Origin of the sequence: Paenibacillus sp. (assembly GCF_048976745.1) — a bacterium.
GTDB lineage: Bacteria > Bacillota > Bacilli > Paenibacillales > Paenibacillaceae > Paenibacillus.
In genome coordinates this window covers 341,667-358,156 of record NZ_JBHGUU010000006.1, presented here as the reverse complement: position 1 = coordinate 358,156, position 16,490 = coordinate 341,667, and the positions used below count along the sequence as shown (strand labels likewise).

Sequence of the window (16,490 nt, the reverse complement as noted above, 5' to 3'; positions counted from 1 at the left end):
AGCATCCATGTAACCCCCCCATTGTCCGCAACAGACATGAAATCTGCGGCACTTCCGAGTTCTGATGTCCTTGCTGATATCAGGCATTTGAAACAATACTTTCCGATTCGAGGAGGCCTGCTTGGCAGAGTGGTTCACCATGTCAAAGCTGTGGATGACATCAGCTTTCAAATTCATGCAGGTGAAACGCTCAGTATTGTAGGGGAGTCAGGTTGTGGCAAATCAACAACGGGACGTTCCATCCTGCGACTCGATGATCCAACGAGTGGAGAGATTTATTTTCAGGGCAAAAACATTTTAGAGTTAAATAAAGCTGAGTTAAAACGAATGCGCAAGGATATGCAGATTATTTTCCAAGATCCATTCGCCTCTTTAAACCCACGCCAGACCGTACGGCAGATTTTGAAGGAAGCTCTGGAGATACAGAAAGTGGTTCCTCGCAGCAAACAGGATGAACGTATCCGTGAACTGATGGACAATGTTGGTTTGCGTCCGGAGCATGTCGATCGTTTGCCTCATGAATTTAGCGGTGGGCAGCGCCAACGGATTGGTATCGCTCGAGCACTTGCCCTGGAGCCCCGATTAATTATCTGTGACGAAGCCGTCTCTGCTCTGGATGTATCCATTCAGGCTCAGATTATTAATTTGCTCAAAAAACTTCAGAAACAGCATCAACTGACCTACCTGTTTATTTCCCATGATCTTGGTGTGGTCCGTCACATCTCTGATCGTGTAATCGTGATGTACCTGGGCACAATCGTTGAGATCGCTGATAAAAAATCACTGTTTGATCATCCGCAACATCCGTATACACGCGCTCTGCTAAGTTCCATTCCATCAACAAAACGTAATCAGCCCAAAGAACGTGTTCAGTTAACCGGTGATATCCCTTCTCCCATTCATCCACCTAGTGGATGCCGGTTTCATACACGTTGTCCATATGCAGTTGATCGCTGCTCCTCTGAAGTTCCCGAACTACGCACCATTCATGAGGGACATCAGGCTGCCTGCCATCTGATTTCCTAAAATCATGCATCCTTTTTGGGCACCATTTACAAATTGCTTTCCTTCTATTGAATCACTTACCAAAATACATTAATATGACAATACATTTCTCATTCAACTTCATATTTTTATAATTTATGATTTACGGATGGCTCTATCGTATTCAATAGACACCCAATGTTAGCATAGCATTTAGCATGGAGGACCATCATGATTAACCTTGATCAATTTACTCTCATCGTCCTAATCTTCATAATCGCTCCCATTGTGGGGGCGATTGCTCTATTGATTTTGTTTTTTTTCGAGAAACAGCTGGACTTGCTTCGGATGCAAACAAAGCAGATCGAGCTGGAGAAAGAGTTCCAAAAATCACTGTATGTACAGCTTAGTCAACAGATTCAACCTCACTTTATGTTTAACACCCTCAACGTTATTCTCAGTTTGGCCAGACTACGTCGTACAGAACAGGTTGTTGGTGCGCTTGAGGTTTTCTCCAAATTCCTCAAATTCAAGTACAATACCGATGAGCCCATGATTCGTCTGGAAGAGGAAATTCGTTATACCGGTCATTATCTGGAGATCCAGCATCTACGGTTTGGTGAACGCTTGCGACTTGTCACGGATTACGATGAGAATGTGCTTGATGCTTTCATCCCTCCCTTTGTGCTTCAAACGATTGTAGAAAATGCGTTCAAACATGGACTTGAACCCAAAATGGGCCCTGTCGAGTTAACCATTTGTTGTCTTCGAAATCAAAAGCAAGTGTTACTTACCGTTATCGATAACGGTGTGGGTCTATCACCAACATCCTCAGATGAAGTGATTCAAGGACATGGGCTGGAAAATATCAGAAAGCGACTGCATATCTTTTTTGGTGAGGAGAGTTCTCTCCGCTTAACAGCGGGACACCAAGGAGGAGCTGTCGTTGAGGTCAGTTGGCCCTATACCCAAGAAGAGATATTAAAAGCTCATTAATTACGGAGAACGATCCATCACGAATAGGGGGACTTCATCATGAATGTATTGCTGGTTGATGACGAGCCTCTGGAACTGGAGCAGCTGGAATTTCTAATTCAGCCTCAATTTCCTTTCTGGCGTCTCTACAAAGCTGCCGATGGAACACAAGCCACATCGATTGGACAAGAAGTACAGATTCAACTCGCCCTGCTAGATATCAATCTCCCTGGCAAATCCGGTCTGCTCGTTGCCGAGGACCTGCGCCGTCTTCACCCCGAAATTCATATTATTATGATCTCTGCACACCACAACTTTCAATACGCTCGTCAATCGATCAAGCTGAAAGTTATGGATTACATCACCAAACCCGTTATAGAACAGGAATTGCTCGAAGTATTACATGAGTTTGATCATAATGACTCACCAGCCGTGCAGTCCAAAGTCATTCAGGAAGCACTCCAGATTATGCAAAAAAAGTTTTCGGGAAAAATCAATCTCTCCGGTCTCGCCTCAGCTGTTCACATGAATCCAACCTATCTGAGCCGACTCTTCCATGAAGAAGTAGGCATCTCGTTCTCTGAATATCTCAATCAATTACGAATGGAGTATGCCAAACAACTTCTTCACCGTCATTCAGATTTGAATATCGCTGACGTTGCTGAGCGATGTGGCTTTAACAGCCAGCACTACTTCTGCACACAATTCCACAAACATGTGGGGATGCCACCCAAAAAGTTCCGTGAGAAGAGGAGTTAAGATGCGTTACAATCATTTCCGCGACAATTTGGTGGCACCTGTCAAACTGGGGATTGGACTTGGAGCCATTGCGCTGCTTGGGCGATGGCTCACCGGGCTTAACATTGTAGATTCACCTGAAGCATTGATGCGTTATGGCTTGTACGGCACTTTGGGGTATTCACTTGCAACAGCCCTCGCGCTGATGTTATTTGGATGGCTGGGCAAATATGTAAGAAGGCACTCCGGTGAAGCAGTAACACTGAATCAATGGCTGACAGCCAAACTGACACCTTCAGGTGCTCGTTTGATGACAGGATTGTTTGCGATACTGCTTCTGGAAACGGTGCTCCTGCAAGGAATGGTATCCGGATTTTTCTTCCATCAATTATTCGGTCTTCCCGAAGTTGCTGGGCGAACGGCATTTATCGTCATCTGCTCTTTGCTTGCAGGTTTTATTGGGCTACAGACACTCTATGCATTGGCTATTCCCCAAGTTATTCTGACTTTCAGCGTTGCCATCATGTTTCCTTTGTTTTATTTTATCCGGCAAGGTGTTGACCCGGTTTACTCTGGAATTCGCCTCTATCATCCTTATATGCTTGTGATCGACAACCATTCTGCCCTGCTTTTTATCGCAACGGGTGTACTGGTTGGTATGGGACAGGTTATCGCTGATCCGGCTACTTGGCAGCGTCTATTCCACATCGAACGCTCCAAAATTGTGCCCGCATATATGATGTCAGGCATGATGTATGCGACGGTGCTGATGGCTTTTTTACTGCTTGTGATGGTCTCCATTCATTCTGGTGGACTTGCCAATATACCGTCTCTGATCTATCCGCTATTGTCCATTACCCATTCACCCGTTTTGTTTGCTATGTTGATTATATGTCTTATCCTGATGTTCACGGTGTCCTATATGAGCCGGTTTCAAGCCGTTCTGAAATTATGTATGGAACAATTCAGCCTTGCCAACTCTGGTGAAAAACGTACCCGGAACATTTTCATTTGGGTGGCCATGTTTGTAGCGACCATCATTTCGTTATCCGTATCGATGACGCCAATTCAAATCCTGTATTTGTTCGGATCATTGCATGGATGCATGCTTGGTCCCATGCTGCTCCTGAGTTTAATTCACAAGCGTACACACGGCATTACACTTCCCCTTATCACACTGGGGGGATGGATCGCTCAATTTTTGCTGCAGCTGTTTTCCTCTTTTTCCGGGCTTGAACGAATCTGGATCAGCAGTACCGTATCGGCTGTACTAACCTGTATTTATCTACTCGTTACGCTAGGTCTTCGTCGCCATAATCAACACATGTCAATGGATTTAGATCTCTAATTCATCGTATTGAACAAAAAAGAAGCCCCTTCAGCTACGCTGAAGGAACTTCACATTTTTAGTATTCACTTACCTCAAACGTCAGCACTCGATCAAACAGGATATAATCCTTCCGACTCTTAAATGGCCCTTTGTTGTTGTCGTGTTTATCGATCCCTATTCCCATTCACCTTTTTTAACGTAAGTTGCATCATAAGCAACAATTATATTTGTTTTATCTGTTACCTTTTGTAAATCGTCAAACACAACTTCTTGTTCGCCGTAATCTACTAAACTCGAATCCACTTTCTCGAAGACCCCACAATCCTTCACATAAATTATATCTGGATGGTTAGAATCATATCGTAAGCTTTCAGGAAGATCTTCACCCGAAATTTCATGCGATTCGGCAACCGTAGTTGTCGATACCTCTGTAACAGGAATCATCCCAATACCAACTACTACTAAAAGTAAGGCCCAAATTTTTTTCTGCATAAGATGTCTATTCCCCAATTCATTTTTCCTATATCATACAGTAAATCCGATTAGTAGAATATGGTTTATAGTTCTAACTCCCATTCCTCAAGCCATAAACCGCAAAATATCCTCAATCTTCTTCCCATGAGAGATCACACCGTAGTTCATCCAACTCATGAAATCCACTTCGTACACATTACCGTTTTTCACCGCAGGAAGGCGTTTCCATTCGTCCCTTTCAAGCAGTTCGCGCTCATCTCCAGGTTTAGCAGAATTTCCAGTGTCAAATGTAATCAACAAGTGATCCGCATCCAGCTGACTTAACTGCTCCAATCCAATGAAAATTCTCCGCTCGTGTCTTGTCCATTGCTGCACTCGGGAGTGCGGAATCAGTCCAAGATCCTGATAAATTACAGGTCCAACGTAGCCCTGCTGATCCCCGTAAAGCGTAATATCAGATGCGGATATGCGCAAAAAAGCTACCGTCTGACCACGCATATAACGTGTTAAACGTCCTTTAGCTTCCAATGCCTTATCCTCATACGCACCAATTACATCCTGAACCCGATTCACCTTTCCCAATACATCGGCTGTTGATCTCAAAATGGAGCGCCAGTCCTCTCCCAGATGTTCTACGTAAAACGTAGGTGCTACTTGCTCAAAGCGGTCCAGATTCCATCGATCATATCCCTTATTCAGCATGATAAAGTCAGGTACATTGCCCAGATTAAACTGTGCATCCAGCTGGCTTACATCGAATTCAGGCACATCATCCAACCCCAAATAATGCTGTCTCCCCCAGGAGTGATGCGAACACTGCAATACGGGTTTTACGCCAAGAGCCAACACAAAGTCTTCGAGATATGGAGCAAATACACGGACCTCTTGACGGTAATGACGACGGTACAATCCAGGGGAAATACCAGCATATTGCTTGAAACGGCGGCCAAAATAATACTCGCTGCTAAATCCCACATTTTGTGCAATTTCATGAATCCGATCATCCGTTAGCTGCAATAGTTGCTTCGAGCGCTCCAGTCGAACTGTATTTAAATAATCAAGCGGAAGCGTACCTGTAATCCTTTTAAATTGCCGAGTGTAGCTGGCTCTGGTAAGACCAATATCTGCCGCGAGCTCATCCACGGTTATCGTCTGATCATAGTGGTCGCCAATATAACGAATTGAACTTTGAAGACGCGCACGCTCATCTGGTGCTTCTGTTTCGGGATCACTTTGGCGAAGCAAGGCACGGAACCACTCCTGAAAACGAAGCTGTATCCCCCATTGCCCCAACCAATCGCCAGTGACCTGTTGACGCAGCATTTGTTCCAAGGCTTCCAGACAGGAGCTCCAGGGACTGTAACTCAGGTGAATAAGTGGTAACGCTTCTTGAGTCTCAATCCTTTTAAAAAACTCTTGCTGCTCAATCTTGATTATCGTAGACGAATAGCTTGAAATATCTTCTTTTAGCTCAGCCACCATCAGGTCAAGCTTATAATATTGCAATTTATTTTCTGTCCATGGAGATCCTTCTATCTTAATAGAAGCTCCAGCCGGAACAAATATAATCATTCCTTTTTCCAAATGAAATTCCCGATCTGAGTAAAACATTGAGCCCTTCCCAGACGTTACAACGAAAATGGAGTGTGAGGATGACATTCTATATAACAAACGTTTATGAATATCGGATTTATTATGATCTATGTATTTCATATGCTGAAGTGAGCATAACCAGGGTTTGGGAATCCATTGTATTATCGTGGGGTACATGTTCATCGTCCTTAACTGAGAATTATTATCATTTAAAGTAGTGTATACGAAAAAAGAAAGCTCTTCAACCCTGACCGAAGAACTTTCTTTCTTATGAAACTATGCTTATGGAGTCATTTTTTCCAGAAGATCATCAATTTTCATGGAATTCGCTGTAATCGCACCTGATTGCCAATGTGATCTTTCCATGATGTACACCTGATTATTTTTAACCGCAGGAAGGGATTCCCACAGCTTGCTGTCTAGTACCTTCAAGGCTTCCTTATTCTCGGGAGATGACCAATCTCCATTGGAAGGGAAAATAATTAGATGATCTGCATCAAGCTGTGGAATGGCCTCCTCAGACAAAATTTCCTGATATTCTTTCATCTTGCTAACCAGAGGATGAGGTGTTAGACCAAGCTCCGAATAAATAAATCCGGTCAAACGATTTTTCACACCGAACAGTGCCAGTGTGTCATCGTTAACATTCAGCCGGACCACTGCGACTGTCTCACCCCCAACTGCTTCCTGCAACTTCGATTTGGCATCTGCAATTTTGGCCTCAAATGCCGCTGCAACTTCTTCACCCTTGTCCGGTTTACCCACAACATCGGCGATGGTTTTCAGAATTTGATTAGAATCCTGTAGTACGCTCTCAGGCAAACGATACGTCGGTGCCACCTTCGAATACATCTCATATTTCTCCGCATCCGCTGCACCATCCACAATGATCAGATCCGGATCATATTCCAACAAAGCCTCAATACTCCCTGTAGTATCAAATTGCGGAACATCCAGTTTTAAATAATCCTGAACACCCCACATCGGATTATACCACTGTACTACAGGTGTAATATCGAGCGCCTTGAGATAATCTTCCACATATATTCCAGCAATCCGCTGTGGTTGAACCGGGATCGTCACATCTCCGAATTCATCCTGTACAACTCGCGTCGCAGGCGCCGCCTCCGTTCCAGAAGCATTTTCTCCAGAAGCTGCACTTTCAGTTGCAGGAGTCTGTTCCGCATTTGTAGCGGTATTTGTACTACATCCTGAAATCACCAGACCCATGAGCAGTAATGTAATCGCCCACCCTTTGAAACCTTTAGTAAAACCTGCCATGATACCTTTCACCCCTATATGATCTGTTAATGTAATCGTGAGAATGTTATATATATATAACGTATAATGATTATCATTCTCATTAAGTACATAGGTGAATTGTACCTCAAGGTTCAGCCGACTCACAATGTACATTTGATGCTATTTTTTTATACAAACGAAAACACTCCTGTTGGTCCTCCCCCGCTTATTGCAGGGGCAACCGACCTTGTCGATAACTTTCCAACAGTTCATTAACAAATGGTTCATGCACCACATCCTGTAACAGTGCAGCGCCAATTAAACCGATATCATCACTTACATACCCGGCTAACTCAGGTTCGCCGGTGAGAGCTAAAGTTTGTTTGAAAGCCTGTTCCCTGCCTGCGCGCAACACCTCTTCTTCAGCCACCGCAGTAACTCGAGCCCATCGTTCAAAAGTTTGCATCCACTCGTCAGCAAATGCAGAGGCATCTCTTTCGTCCAGGTAAACTTCCACATCCAGTCCTTCGAATGTCTGCTGGGTCAGAATCCGTTCCTCGTTAAGATCCAACAGTAGCTTCTCCACATCCGTTCTGCTCATTGAATCTCTCCTCCAGTTCCTTATCATGTCAGATACATCTCTGGTATAACGAAACGTTTCATCATCTGCTTGGGATCGGCTGTAAAATGATCCAATTGAAGTTTCTCATATTCGCTAAGAATACTTTCAAAGATACGAGCAATCACACCACAATCTGCCAAAGCATTGTGCCTGTGAATTCCCTCTGTATTCAGATCATAATACCCAATCAGAAAATCCGTTGAGACGACCTCGGTAATCTCAGGATGAATATAGGTAAACATCGCTTTTGTATCCAGCACCGGGTTGGTCAACATCGGGAGACCATACTCATCACAATGCCGCTTTAAGATGGGCAGGTCATACTCATATCCGGCTTGTGTCACCAGAACGTTGTCCCCAATGAACTCCTGAAAGGTCTGAAATGCTTCTACGAACGAAGGAGCTTCCAACATATCCTCATTCGAAATGCCTGTTAACTTGGCCACAGGTTCTGGTATAGGTTTGGTTGCGCGTGCAAGTGAAGAAAATGTTGTATAACATGGTTGACCTCTCTGGTAATGCATCGCACCAAATTGTGTCACACTCTCAACCACAGGATTAATGCCTGTACCTTCGAGATCAAATATGCAATAAAATCTATCCTGTAATGGGGCTACGCTTAGATTTTCAATAAAGTATGTATCAGGTAACAGCGTAATTTTCATCCGTTCAACCCACACCTTTCTACTCTCATCACGGCTAATGCATTTTTCATCCTGTAAGGGCTTGAATAGAACAGTTGAATCCGCTCCCCTTGGAGCAGACTGGCAACCGTTCCCGCATCTTGATGACCTTTCGCTGTCAGTCCACGCTCGCGTTCCTGTCCTTCAACATACCGTGACTCCGCATGTCTAACAAAATACAAAACCGTGTTGGCCTCGCTCATCATTCATCCGCCAGCCCTTTCTTCTTCTCAATGACAATCAGGCAGGTACTGTCTGGCAAAGGCGCAGGTTCTCCATCTTCCCTCATAAAGATGATTCGTTCTCCAAGTGCTTCCGTATAACCCTCCTGGAGAAAATGTCGGAAAGTAATCATTTCGGCTTGTTCACCCAGTGCCTCTCGAATACAGTTCTCATAGTCTGTCGGCGTGAAAATACCGAACTGCTCCTGAATTTCATGTACGTATGCCTCTTCACCCCACGTATAGGTGTAGAGAAATTCCATCGCATCGTTGATTGGCAATACGACCTCATTGTCTGAGATCCGTTCATATTGAATTGCACGTCCCTGAAAATCCTCTGCATACCGCTCCAGCCAGCGCATTCCATCCGGTTCCAGAAAACGAATCCGGCGCTTCTGTGCCTCCGGTTCACTCATGATGCCATCACGAATCAGAATTCTTCCTCCAGGTGACAGCACACGGAATGAACTTCTCAGCGCTGCCACAACTGTATCGGAATTAAATCTTCGACCGTCCAGTTCAATATAGGAATATAGCTCATGCAGAATGGATGAAAAAATAACCGTATCCACGGTGCCCGGCTGCACATATTGCTCCAGTTGCAGGGCATCTCCCTTCATCACTTGCCAGCGATGCCCCTCACGCTGTTTTTTGCGTTCCAGCGCTTCAATGACATTGGCCGAGATATCGATACCAATAGGCTCCACTTCCGGTTTTTCTTGCTCAATCAGATCCAGCAGAATCCCTCCACCTGGACCGATATCAAGTACTCGTTTACCGACGATATAGTCGAGCAGTACTTTTTTATAATCACCGGAGCTGTTCATATCGGACAAATACGTCTCTTCGTTGTGAAACCGGTCATAGGCATCCCGACGTAATCCGAACAGGTCAAATAACAGCAATACAGCTTTTTCGTATAATGGTGACTTCTCCGCTTCAATACAGAATGCAATCAGCTTCTCTGCCGCTGGGGAAAATTCGAAGGTCACAAACAGTGTATCGGGCAGATCCGCATGACGCTCAATGCGATGGGTTAGATGGGGATAGACGATCTGCTCCCCTGCCTTAATCTGTACCCATGTATACTGTTCCAAATATTTTTCAATCATTCGTTTCTTGTAAATATTGAGCTTCTTGACACCCTTGTAGTCGTAATACATCGTATTCATCAATGGTTCGAAGCTGATATGACGAACAACTTCAGATTGATTCTCCATAAATGTTGGATTCATACTTTCGCTGCGAAGCGCCAAAAAGAACACTTTCACCATCTCCTGCAGCGAAAAATCCTGCATGGCCGACTCCACATACCATAATGTGCGATGAGCCAGCGGAGCCAGCGCCTGTTCTACATCCAGTTCCGTTTGGAGCTTGCCGTAAGCCGTATCCATCGCTTCTCCCTGCCGAATGGATGAACTTCTCAAGCGGGATAACCGTTCCTTCACGCTCCAGTCCTCATGATCCGGTCCAGCGATAATCCAGCCTACAATTCGCTGTACCTCAGCTTGAACCTGAACCCATAACGCTGGATCAACGCCTGCAATAATGCACTCATTTAATGCCATCAGTATGGTGTGCAGTTCATCTGTAGTCAACCATCCTTTGACGATCAAGGCGTGAAGCGGAGCATTCTCGGCAAATGGAATCTCGCCGCGTATGTATTGACCAATAAGCCCATGCGTAGCAATTAAAGTGTGTATAATCTCATGCCTTGGTGTGTGTGAAGTCAGCGCAGCATGATGCTCGCTTACATCTGTACTCTCACTTCGGGTAACACTCGGAGATCCAGGTTGATTGACACTCGTCTCCTTGGTCTCACCTATGTCATGATCCAGGTGGTCTGGCCCTGCGTAAAGATCATATAACTGAGCGGACCCGACATTGTGCACAAACAGGTTAACGCCCTGCTTTTGCCATATCCGCCGTTGCTCCCGTGATCCGGCCTTTGCCGTCTCTGACCAGATTAATACGTCCTCCAGAACTTCTCGCACCCAAAAAGAAACCTGAAGCTTCTCCAGCACGTGCAGTGTGCGCTCGGTGTAATCCAGTACCGGATTCGTGCCCTCAAGTTCAGCGATGGAATGAATGCGTTCGAGGTTAATGTGGGGCTGCTCTGCTGCTGCCAGCACTTGCAGCCATTGCTGCCCAGTTTCCGGCGTGTTGCCTGATTTGTATGATTGTATGGCCTTTAATGAATGCAGCATGAATATGTCCCCCTCTTTCTCTACCCTTATATATTGTATAGTTAGTCGTCCAACAGACGAAGTCGTTCCTGAACCAACTTGAGCAGCTGTTCCACCTCTTGAGCGGGCAGATCTTCGTCAAGACGCGCGGCAGCAACTGGCAGCATCCAGGATTCAATGGCTTCACGTGTAATCCCGGAAAGTTCAATATAATGCTGGATGTAATATTCAACCAGCGATTTACGAGCCGTTTCAAAACCCATTCGTATTGCCGGCTCTGTATCTTCCGGCAATGTACCGCTCATTAATATTACCCAGCTTCGGGCTACATCACCCGCGGGATCACCCGACATGCCAGTCATCCAATCGATGACCCAGTATTGATCGCCAGCCTCACTGAGCATAACATTATCGGGGTGAAAATCGCCATGACAGATCTGCTGTTGATCAGGCAATGTTGTTAAGTAAGAAAGGACTCGCGCTTGATCGTTCTCGGACAATAATCGAACATTGTGAATCGCTCCCGATAAAATCTGCTTCTGGGAGGGAAGTGTTCCTTCATCATCTCGCTCACAATGAAGTCTGTAATGGCAGTCAGCCATTTTAAACGCCAACTGCTCTAATAACTCAGGTTGCTGAATGATAAGTGATAACAGGGTAGACCCCTGGAGTCGTTCAAAAACAATGCCTGCACGCGACGTAGTATGCTCTATCAAGGATACTGCTTGTGGGACGGGGAGTCCTTTTCTGAATACTAACTCACTTATTCCATATTCATTCTGGACTGCTTCGAATGGAAAATCCATTCGATATAACTTCATAATGTGCTCGTTCGAATACGCATAGATTTCCGCAGTTCTTCCCTGACCAATTCGCTCCATATTCATCCGCCCTTTACTCGAACTCAATTCCTCTGACTTTAGAGAACACCATAGAATCGACCAGCGTACCTGCACTGTTCCGCCGCAGCTTGCGCAGTATCCCTTCCAGCGTATACCCCGCTCTTTCAGCCACTCTCGCACTTCGCACGTTCCGTGCATCACAGCGGATCTCCAGCCGATTTGCCTCCAGATGCGTAATGGCAAATTGCTCAATGCCTTTCACTGCTTCCGTCATCAAACCTTCACCAGACCGCGATGTCCGAATCCAGTAACCGATCTCAAAACAGCGTGCATTCCAGTCAATGCGATGTAACCCGCTGCTGCCGACGAATTCATCCGTATGTCTATCACGCAAATGTAACATCAGGTCGCTACGTTCCAGATATTTCAGTCTTGCTCTACGAACCATCATTTCAGACTCTTCCAATGACGGGATCTTCTCGGCAAAAGGTAACCACAACCGCAACTGCTCCGCACTATCACGGACCGCTTCATTAACGGCTGCGCCGTCCCCCCACTGCGGAGCACGAATCGTGAGGCGTTCCGTGTGGAAGCTCTCGGGAATCGTTAGCATAATTGGATTAAATGAGGACGATTCTGTCATGGTCATATCTACTCCTCTACCTGAAATATAGAATCAATGATTAGCGGCAAATTATCTCTAACAGATGCGGCACCAAATACCGAACGAGCATGTACACCCTGCTCCCCGAAAACTTCCATCATCAGATCGGAGAATCCATTCAGCACTTTATGATGCTCCTGATACGAAGCAGATGCATTGATAAAGCCTTGCACTTTAACCACTTTCTTCACCCGATCCAGTGAACCCAGCACGTCTCGAACGACAGCAAGAACCTCCAGTCCAGCATTCCGGGCAAAATCATATCCTTGCTCTGTTGTGAAGTCTGATCCCAGTTTGCCACGTTCAGAGGTATCCGGTCCTTTCCCGGATACATACATGATTCCATTCACAATAACGGCATTGGCATATTTCCCTGCGGGCGCGCTGGCCTGTGGCAAAATGATCCCCAGTTCATTCAATCTTGCTTCAATCATCGTATACTCGCTCCCTCTTATAAGGTCCTCACGGAACCCGATTCCTTGTATTCCTGCCTGTAGACTCTTGGTGATACCTGAACGGTACGCTTAAACATCTTGCCAAAATGAGAGAAGTTACTAAATCCTGCAAGCCAGGCGATATCCGTGATGGACTTCTCACTTTCTCGCAGCAAACGCTGTGCTTCCTTCACCCGTAACAGGTTCAGGTAATCACTGAAGGTAAACCCCGTCGTTTGTTTGAACAATCGACTCAGATAATGCGGACTAATGCGAAACATGCCCGCCACTTCCGGTAATGTCAGTGGCTTCTGATAATTCTCATTCAGGTAACGTACAACTACCTGTGTCTTGGGATGAAGAACCGGTTCACGATCATCGGAGCATAACCTGCCCAGATGCTGATTACGATAGGCATGCAGCAACAATTCAATAGTCCGGTGACGAAGCAACAGGTTGCTTCCAGGTTGAGGACAAAGCATTTCATCCACCATTTCACTAACCATCCGCTGCAAAACATCCGTGACCTGTGAAGGAAATCTTACAATCGGAATTTCCCAGCCGAAGGGCTCCTTCAAGGCTTCAACTAACTCCGTTGAAATAGCCATGGCTGCAAAAAGCTCAGGCTTCAGATACAATACCATCCGCTCATGGTCGGGCATGCCACTCTCCAAGGTTTTATGCACCGTATTCCGGTCAACAAACACCAGATCGCCAGCCTTCACCCGGTAGGTCCGGTCCCTAATGAAATAGATACGCTCGCCAGACAACAGGTAATACAACTCATAATGATCATGCAGGTGGTCATCCGTCATCGAGAAATATCCAATGCGACGATCATATTCGATATGTAATAAATCCGTGGGATCATGAAAATCTGCACTGAAAGGTTCTGTCATGTCGGCCTCTCTCCTTTCCATAAATTATAGCAAAATATGCGGCATTTGAAAGCGGTTACGCATAAAATGCGGCGAAAGAAGTACTCCCTTGTTATAGTCTAAAGCTATATTCAAGGAGGCGATGGACATGAGTAACAAGAAACGTTATGTGTTAGTTGGAACCGGCGGCCGAGCCGAATTTTTTTATGGTGCTTTAACCCGGGATTACAGGGATACTTCCGAGCTTGTCGGCTTTTGTGATATAAATCAAGTCCGCATGAATTACGCGAATCAACTGTTAAAGGAAAAGTACAATTATCCCGAGGTACCCACTTATCCTGCGGATCAATTTGATCAGATGATTGAGAACGAGAAACCTGACTATGTCATCGTAACCAGCGTTGACCGTACCCATCACAGGTACATCATTCGCGCGATGGAACTGGGTTGCGACGTTGTCACCGAGAAACCGATGACGATCGATGAGGAGAAATGCCAGGACATCCTGGATGCCGTCAAACGGACTGGTCAGAACGTCAGAGTCACCTTTAACTACCGTTATGCACCGCACCATACGAAGATTCGGGAACTTATTCTGAATGATACCATTGGGAAAGTCACTTCCGTTCACTTCGAATGGCTGCTGAATACGCGCCACGGGGCAGATTATTTCCGCCGCTGGCATCGGGACAAGCGTAATAGCGGCGGGCTGCTTGTGCACAAATCCACCCATCACTTCGACCTGGTGAATTTCTGGATCGGCTCGCAACCAGATACCGTGTTTGCATTTGGTGATCTGATGTTTTACGGCAGAGAAAACGCAGAAGAACGCGGTGTAACGCAGTTCTATAATCGGGCAACAGGCAATCCGATTGCAAAGGAAGATCCTTTTGCACTGCATTTGGATTCGGATGCTCATATGAAGTCCATGTATCTGGATGCCGAATCAGAAGATGGTTATCAGCGGGACCAGAGCGTATTTGGGGATGGTATCAACATTGAGGATACGATGGGTGTTCTTGTGAAGTATCGGAACAAAGCGATTCTGACGTACTCCCTCGTTGCCTATCAGCCATGGGAAGGTTACCGCATTGCCATTAATGGTACCAAAGGCCGGATGGAGATGAACATTGTGGAGCAATCCTATGTCAATTCATTGGGTGACAAAAGTAAGGAAGGTGCATTGATCGGTAAAACGTTGCGGGTCCTTCCGATGTTTGGTGCGCCATATGAGGTTGAAGTGGAAGAGAAAGCTGGTGGACATGGCGGAGGTGACCCGGTTCTGCTGAATGATCTGTTCGGAGAGCCTGTAGAAGATCCGTTCCATCGTGCTGCTAACCACGTGGACGGTGCCAGATCCATTCTGACTGGAATTGCGGCCAATCGCGCCATCGCCACGGGTTTGCCTGTCAACGTCAATAATCTGGTTCGTTTCTAAATATTCGGATCACAGGAAATGAAATGCAGCTTACGCTAATGGATGTTTCAGAACCGAGCGCGACATTGGCATCATCCATCCTACGTATCGTTAATTGTTCGAATGCAAAAAACGCAAGTAGCGGAGACTTACTGCCCCTGCACTTGCGTTTTGGCATTTCTATATTTCTACACCTTCCGGTTCCACGCCGGGTGACGATAAAATTCAATCGTATCAATATAATTTACGGTGAACTGCTGTTCCACATCCGACAGGTTCAACAGTTTGCGGTCGATTTGCTTCATCCCCATGACCACATCATGCCTTAACAGGTCCATCGCAATTTTGCCTACAAACCCGCCTTCTATCTCCTTATGCTTCGTGCGAAACTCTTCATTGTAGATCAGTTCTGGTGTGAATGCCGCTTCAACGAATGCATTAACGAGTGTAAGCTCATTACCATCCATCTGTACTGCCAGATAATAATTGCCACGCTCATCCTGAATGAGGTCTTTATACATCTCTACGATCAATTAAATCACTCCTCTATTATAAAATGAAACCCCGTTAGCCGTAACGAACATGGGCTATCAAACGTACACCTTCCTACCCCGTGCCTTCATATACTAGGTACAAATGGCGAACGGAGGAATTCTTATGAGCTGGCAGCATCTCCATACTGGAAAAACACTTCAGCAGCGTCTGGCAGAACTCCAGGGGCATCTTGCAGAACTGAATACGCCACTCTCCGGGTTGGAACCGGGACGTATTCGTCGTGTCTACCCGAGGCAGTTTATCAAAGTAAACCGTCAAATATTCATTCCACTTAGTCTGAATTCCATTCGGGTATTCGATATTCCTCGAACACGGCGAGGCGTCAGAGTCGGAATCCGCACGACTTTCCCTTCCTGGAATGCATTTAACAATATCAGACTGGTGGGCGTAGGACTGGATTATCTTGAACTCCAGGGAAAAGGCAGAGTCCCTTCCCGTATTCTATTCCCTCTCTCCAGCGTCGAGTCGATCTATCGGCCAACCACCGGAAAAAAGAATCTGAAACGACCTTGTAGTCGGAAGTAAAGCTGGTTCATTTACGCAAGCCATACAATGGTTCCCGAATATCTGCATACCGGTGCTCCCTTCCAATATATAATTATAACTCATGCAACCACTCCTCTGCTGAAGAATCATTTTATGTCAAAAAGGG

The 16,490-nt window shown here is 45.7% G+C and carries 18 protein-coding genes and 1 pseudogene; 6 read left to right on the top strand and 13 right to left on the bottom strand.

Going from position 1 to position 16,490, the window contains the following annotated elements:
- The first annotated feature begins 36 nt into the window (after positions 1 to 36).
- The 4 genes from ACE3K2_RS08555 (at position 37) to ACE3K2_RS08540 (ending at position 4,045) form a co-directional block, all read left to right on the top strand.
- Positions 37 to 1,026, top strand: coding sequence for an ABC transporter ATP-binding protein (locus ACE3K2_RS08555; protein WP_421891091.1), 990 nt, complete (start codon positions 37 to 39; stop codon positions 1,024 to 1,026).
- 189 nt (positions 1,027 to 1,215) lie between these two features.
- Positions 1,216 to 1,980 (top strand): sensor histidine kinase, encoded by a 765-nt coding sequence (locus ACE3K2_RS08550; RefSeq protein ID WP_421888900.1) that lies wholly within the window; start codon positions 1,216 to 1,218, stop codon positions 1,978 to 1,980.
- Positions 1,981 to 2,019: 39 nt separating this feature from the next.
- Entirely contained in the window at positions 2,020 to 2,718 is a 699-nt protein-coding gene (locus ACE3K2_RS08545) for a response regulator transcription factor (protein ID WP_421888899.1), read from the top strand.
- A 1-nt stretch (position 2,719) separates the two neighbouring features.
- The gene (locus ACE3K2_RS08540) at positions 2,720 to 4,045 is read left to right on the top strand and encodes a hypothetical protein (protein WP_421888897.1); all 1,326 of its coding nucleotides are present in this window, start codon (positions 2,720 to 2,722) and stop codon (positions 4,043 to 4,045) included.
- 58 nt (positions 4,046 to 4,103) lie between these two features.
- Here the strand turns inward: ACE3K2_RS08540 and ACE3K2_RS08535 are convergent.
- The 12 genes and pseudogenes from ACE3K2_RS08535 to ACE3K2_RS08480 all read right to left on the bottom strand — a co-directional run.
- Positions 4,104 to 4,199, bottom strand: a pseudogene (locus ACE3K2_RS08535) (galactose oxidase); the annotation flags it as partial.
- Positions 4,200 to 4,201: 2 nt separating this feature from the next.
- The gene (locus ACE3K2_RS08530; protein ID WP_421888895.1) at positions 4,202 to 4,519 is read right to left on the bottom strand and encodes a hypothetical protein; all 318 of its coding nucleotides are present in this window, start codon (positions 4,517 to 4,519) and stop codon (positions 4,202 to 4,204) included.
- An 87-nt stretch (positions 4,520 to 4,606) separates the two neighbouring features.
- Positions 4,607 to 6,112 carry a helix-turn-helix domain-containing protein gene (locus ACE3K2_RS08525; RefSeq protein ID WP_421888893.1) on the bottom strand — a complete coding sequence of 502 codons (1,506 nt, stop codon included), beginning with the start codon at positions 6,110 to 6,112 and terminating at the stop codon, positions 4,607 to 4,609.
- A 264-nt stretch (positions 6,113 to 6,376) separates the two neighbouring features.
- Positions 6,377 to 7,375 carry an ABC transporter substrate-binding protein gene (locus tag ACE3K2_RS08520; RefSeq protein ID WP_421888891.1) on the bottom strand — a complete coding sequence of 333 codons (999 nt, stop codon included), beginning with the start codon at positions 7,373 to 7,375 and terminating at the stop codon, positions 6,377 to 6,379.
- A gap of 187 nt (positions 7,376 to 7,562) precedes the next feature.
- Positions 7,563 to 7,937 carry a hypothetical protein gene (locus ACE3K2_RS08515; RefSeq protein WP_421888889.1) on the bottom strand — a complete coding sequence of 125 codons (375 nt, stop codon included), beginning with the start codon at positions 7,935 to 7,937 and terminating at the stop codon, positions 7,563 to 7,565.
- A 23-nt stretch (positions 7,938 to 7,960) separates the two neighbouring features.
- On the bottom strand, positions 7,961 to 8,623 hold the full coding sequence (locus tag ACE3K2_RS08510) for a PolC-type DNA polymerase III (RefSeq protein WP_421888887.1): 663 nt from the start codon (positions 8,621 to 8,623) through the stop codon (positions 7,961 to 7,963).
- Positions 8,620 to 8,847, bottom strand: a complete 228-nt coding sequence (locus ACE3K2_RS08505; RefSeq protein ID WP_421888885.1) for a histidine phosphatase family protein — start codon at positions 8,845 to 8,847, stop codon at positions 8,620 to 8,622. Before ACE3K2_RS08505 ends, ACE3K2_RS08510 begins: the two co-directional genes overlap by 4 nt.
- Entirely contained in the window at positions 8,844 to 11,069 is a 2,226-nt protein-coding gene (locus ACE3K2_RS08500) for a class I SAM-dependent methyltransferase (RefSeq protein WP_421888883.1), read from the bottom strand. Before ACE3K2_RS08500 ends, ACE3K2_RS08505 begins: the two co-directional genes overlap by 4 nt.
- Positions 11,070 to 11,110: 41 nt before the next feature.
- On the bottom strand, positions 11,111 to 11,929 hold the full coding sequence (locus ACE3K2_RS08495) for a phosphotransferase family protein (RefSeq protein WP_421888881.1): 819 nt from the start codon (positions 11,927 to 11,929) through the stop codon (positions 11,111 to 11,113).
- A 13-nt stretch (positions 11,930 to 11,942) separates the two neighbouring features.
- On the bottom strand, positions 11,943 to 12,533 hold the full coding sequence (locus tag ACE3K2_RS08490) for a GNAT family N-acetyltransferase (RefSeq protein ID WP_421888879.1): 591 nt from the start codon (positions 12,531 to 12,533) through the stop codon (positions 11,943 to 11,945).
- Positions 12,534 to 12,541: 8 nt separating this feature from the next.
- Positions 12,542 to 12,988: a RidA family protein gene (locus tag ACE3K2_RS08485; RefSeq protein ID WP_421888877.1), complete on the bottom strand. Its 447-nt coding sequence runs from the start codon at positions 12,986 to 12,988 to the stop codon at positions 12,542 to 12,544.
- A 17-nt stretch (positions 12,989 to 13,005) separates the two neighbouring features.
- Complete coding sequence (locus ACE3K2_RS08480; protein WP_421888875.1) at positions 13,006 to 13,887, bottom strand: helix-turn-helix domain-containing protein; 882 nt, start codon at positions 13,885 to 13,887, stop codon at positions 13,006 to 13,008.
- Between the two features lie 127 nt (positions 13,888 to 14,014).
- Here ACE3K2_RS08480 and ACE3K2_RS08475 point away from each other — a divergent pair, with 127 nt between their 5' ends.
- The gene (locus tag ACE3K2_RS08475) at positions 14,015 to 15,304 is read left to right on the top strand and encodes a Gfo/Idh/MocA family oxidoreductase (RefSeq protein ID WP_421888873.1); all 1,290 of its coding nucleotides are present in this window, start codon (positions 14,015 to 14,017) and stop codon (positions 15,302 to 15,304) included.
- A 167-nt stretch (positions 15,305 to 15,471) separates the two neighbouring features.
- On the opposite strand, the gene ACE3K2_RS08470 is transcribed toward ACE3K2_RS08475, so the two are convergent.
- Entirely contained in the window at positions 15,472 to 15,816 is a 345-nt protein-coding gene (locus ACE3K2_RS08470; protein WP_421888871.1) for a hypothetical protein, read from the bottom strand.
- A 124-nt stretch (positions 15,817 to 15,940) separates the two neighbouring features.
- On the opposite strand from ACE3K2_RS08470, the gene ACE3K2_RS08465 reads away from it, so the two are divergent.
- Positions 15,941 to 16,363, top strand: coding sequence for a hypothetical protein (locus ACE3K2_RS08465; protein WP_421888869.1), 423 nt, complete (start codon positions 15,941 to 15,943; stop codon positions 16,361 to 16,363).
- Positions 16,364 to 16,490 lie beyond the last annotated feature (127 nt).

Bases quoted from the DNA above. Each gene is read 5' to 3' on its own strand.
- ACE3K2_RS08530 (WP_421888895.1), bottom strand. From the start codon at position 4,519: ATGCAGAAAAAAATTTGGGCCTTACTTTTAGTAGTAGTTGGTATTGGG.
- ACE3K2_RS08550 (WP_421888900.1), top strand. From the start codon at position 1,216: ATGATTAACCTTGATCAATTTACTCTCATCGTCCTAATCTTCATAATC.
- ACE3K2_RS08520 (WP_421888891.1), bottom strand. From the start codon at position 7,375: ATGGCAGGTTTTACTAAAGGTTTCAAAGGGTGGGCGATTACATTACTG.
- ACE3K2_RS08500 (WP_421888883.1), bottom strand. From the start codon at position 11,069: ATGCTGCATTCATTAAAGGCCATACAATCATACAAATCAGGCAACACG.
- ACE3K2_RS08465 (WP_421888869.1), top strand. From the start codon at position 15,941: ATGAGCTGGCAGCATCTCCATACTGGAAAAACACTTCAGCAGCGTCTG.
- ACE3K2_RS08540 (WP_421888897.1), top strand. From the start codon at position 2,720: ATGCGTTACAATCATTTCCGCGACAATTTGGTGGCACCTGTCAAACTG.
- ACE3K2_RS08515 (WP_421888889.1), bottom strand. From the start codon at position 7,937: ATGAGCAGAACGGATGTGGAGAAGCTACTGTTGGATCTTAACGAGGAA.
- ACE3K2_RS08490 (WP_421888879.1), bottom strand. From the start codon at position 12,533: ATGACAGAATCGTCCTCATTTAATCCAATTATGCTAACGATTCCCGAG.
- ACE3K2_RS08525 (WP_421888893.1), bottom strand. From the start codon at position 6,112: ATGTTTTACTCAGATCGGGAATTTCATTTGGAAAAAGGAATGATTATA.
- ACE3K2_RS08475 (WP_421888873.1), top strand. From the start codon at position 14,015: ATGAGTAACAAGAAACGTTATGTGTTAGTTGGAACCGGCGGCCGAGCC.
- ACE3K2_RS08555 (WP_421891091.1), top strand. From the start codon at position 37: ATGAAATCTGCGGCACTTCCGAGTTCTGATGTCCTTGCTGATATCAGG.
- ACE3K2_RS08545 (WP_421888899.1), top strand. From the start codon at position 2,020: ATGAATGTATTGCTGGTTGATGACGAGCCTCTGGAACTGGAGCAGCTG.
- ACE3K2_RS08480 (WP_421888875.1), bottom strand. From the start codon at position 13,887: ATGACAGAACCTTTCAGTGCAGATTTTCATGATCCCACGGATTTATTA.
- ACE3K2_RS08510 (WP_421888887.1), bottom strand. From the start codon at position 8,623: ATGAAAATTACGCTGTTACCTGATACATACTTTATTGAAAATCTAAGC.
- ACE3K2_RS08485 (WP_421888877.1), bottom strand. From the start codon at position 12,988: ATGATTGAAGCAAGATTGAATGAACTGGGGATCATTTTGCCACAGGCC.
- ACE3K2_RS08495 (WP_421888881.1), bottom strand. From the start codon at position 11,929: ATGGAGCGAATTGGTCAGGGAAGAACTGCGGAAATCTATGCGTATTCG.
- ACE3K2_RS08505 (WP_421888885.1), bottom strand. From the start codon at position 8,847: ATGATGAGCGAGGCCAACACGGTTTTGTATTTTGTTAGACATGCGGAG.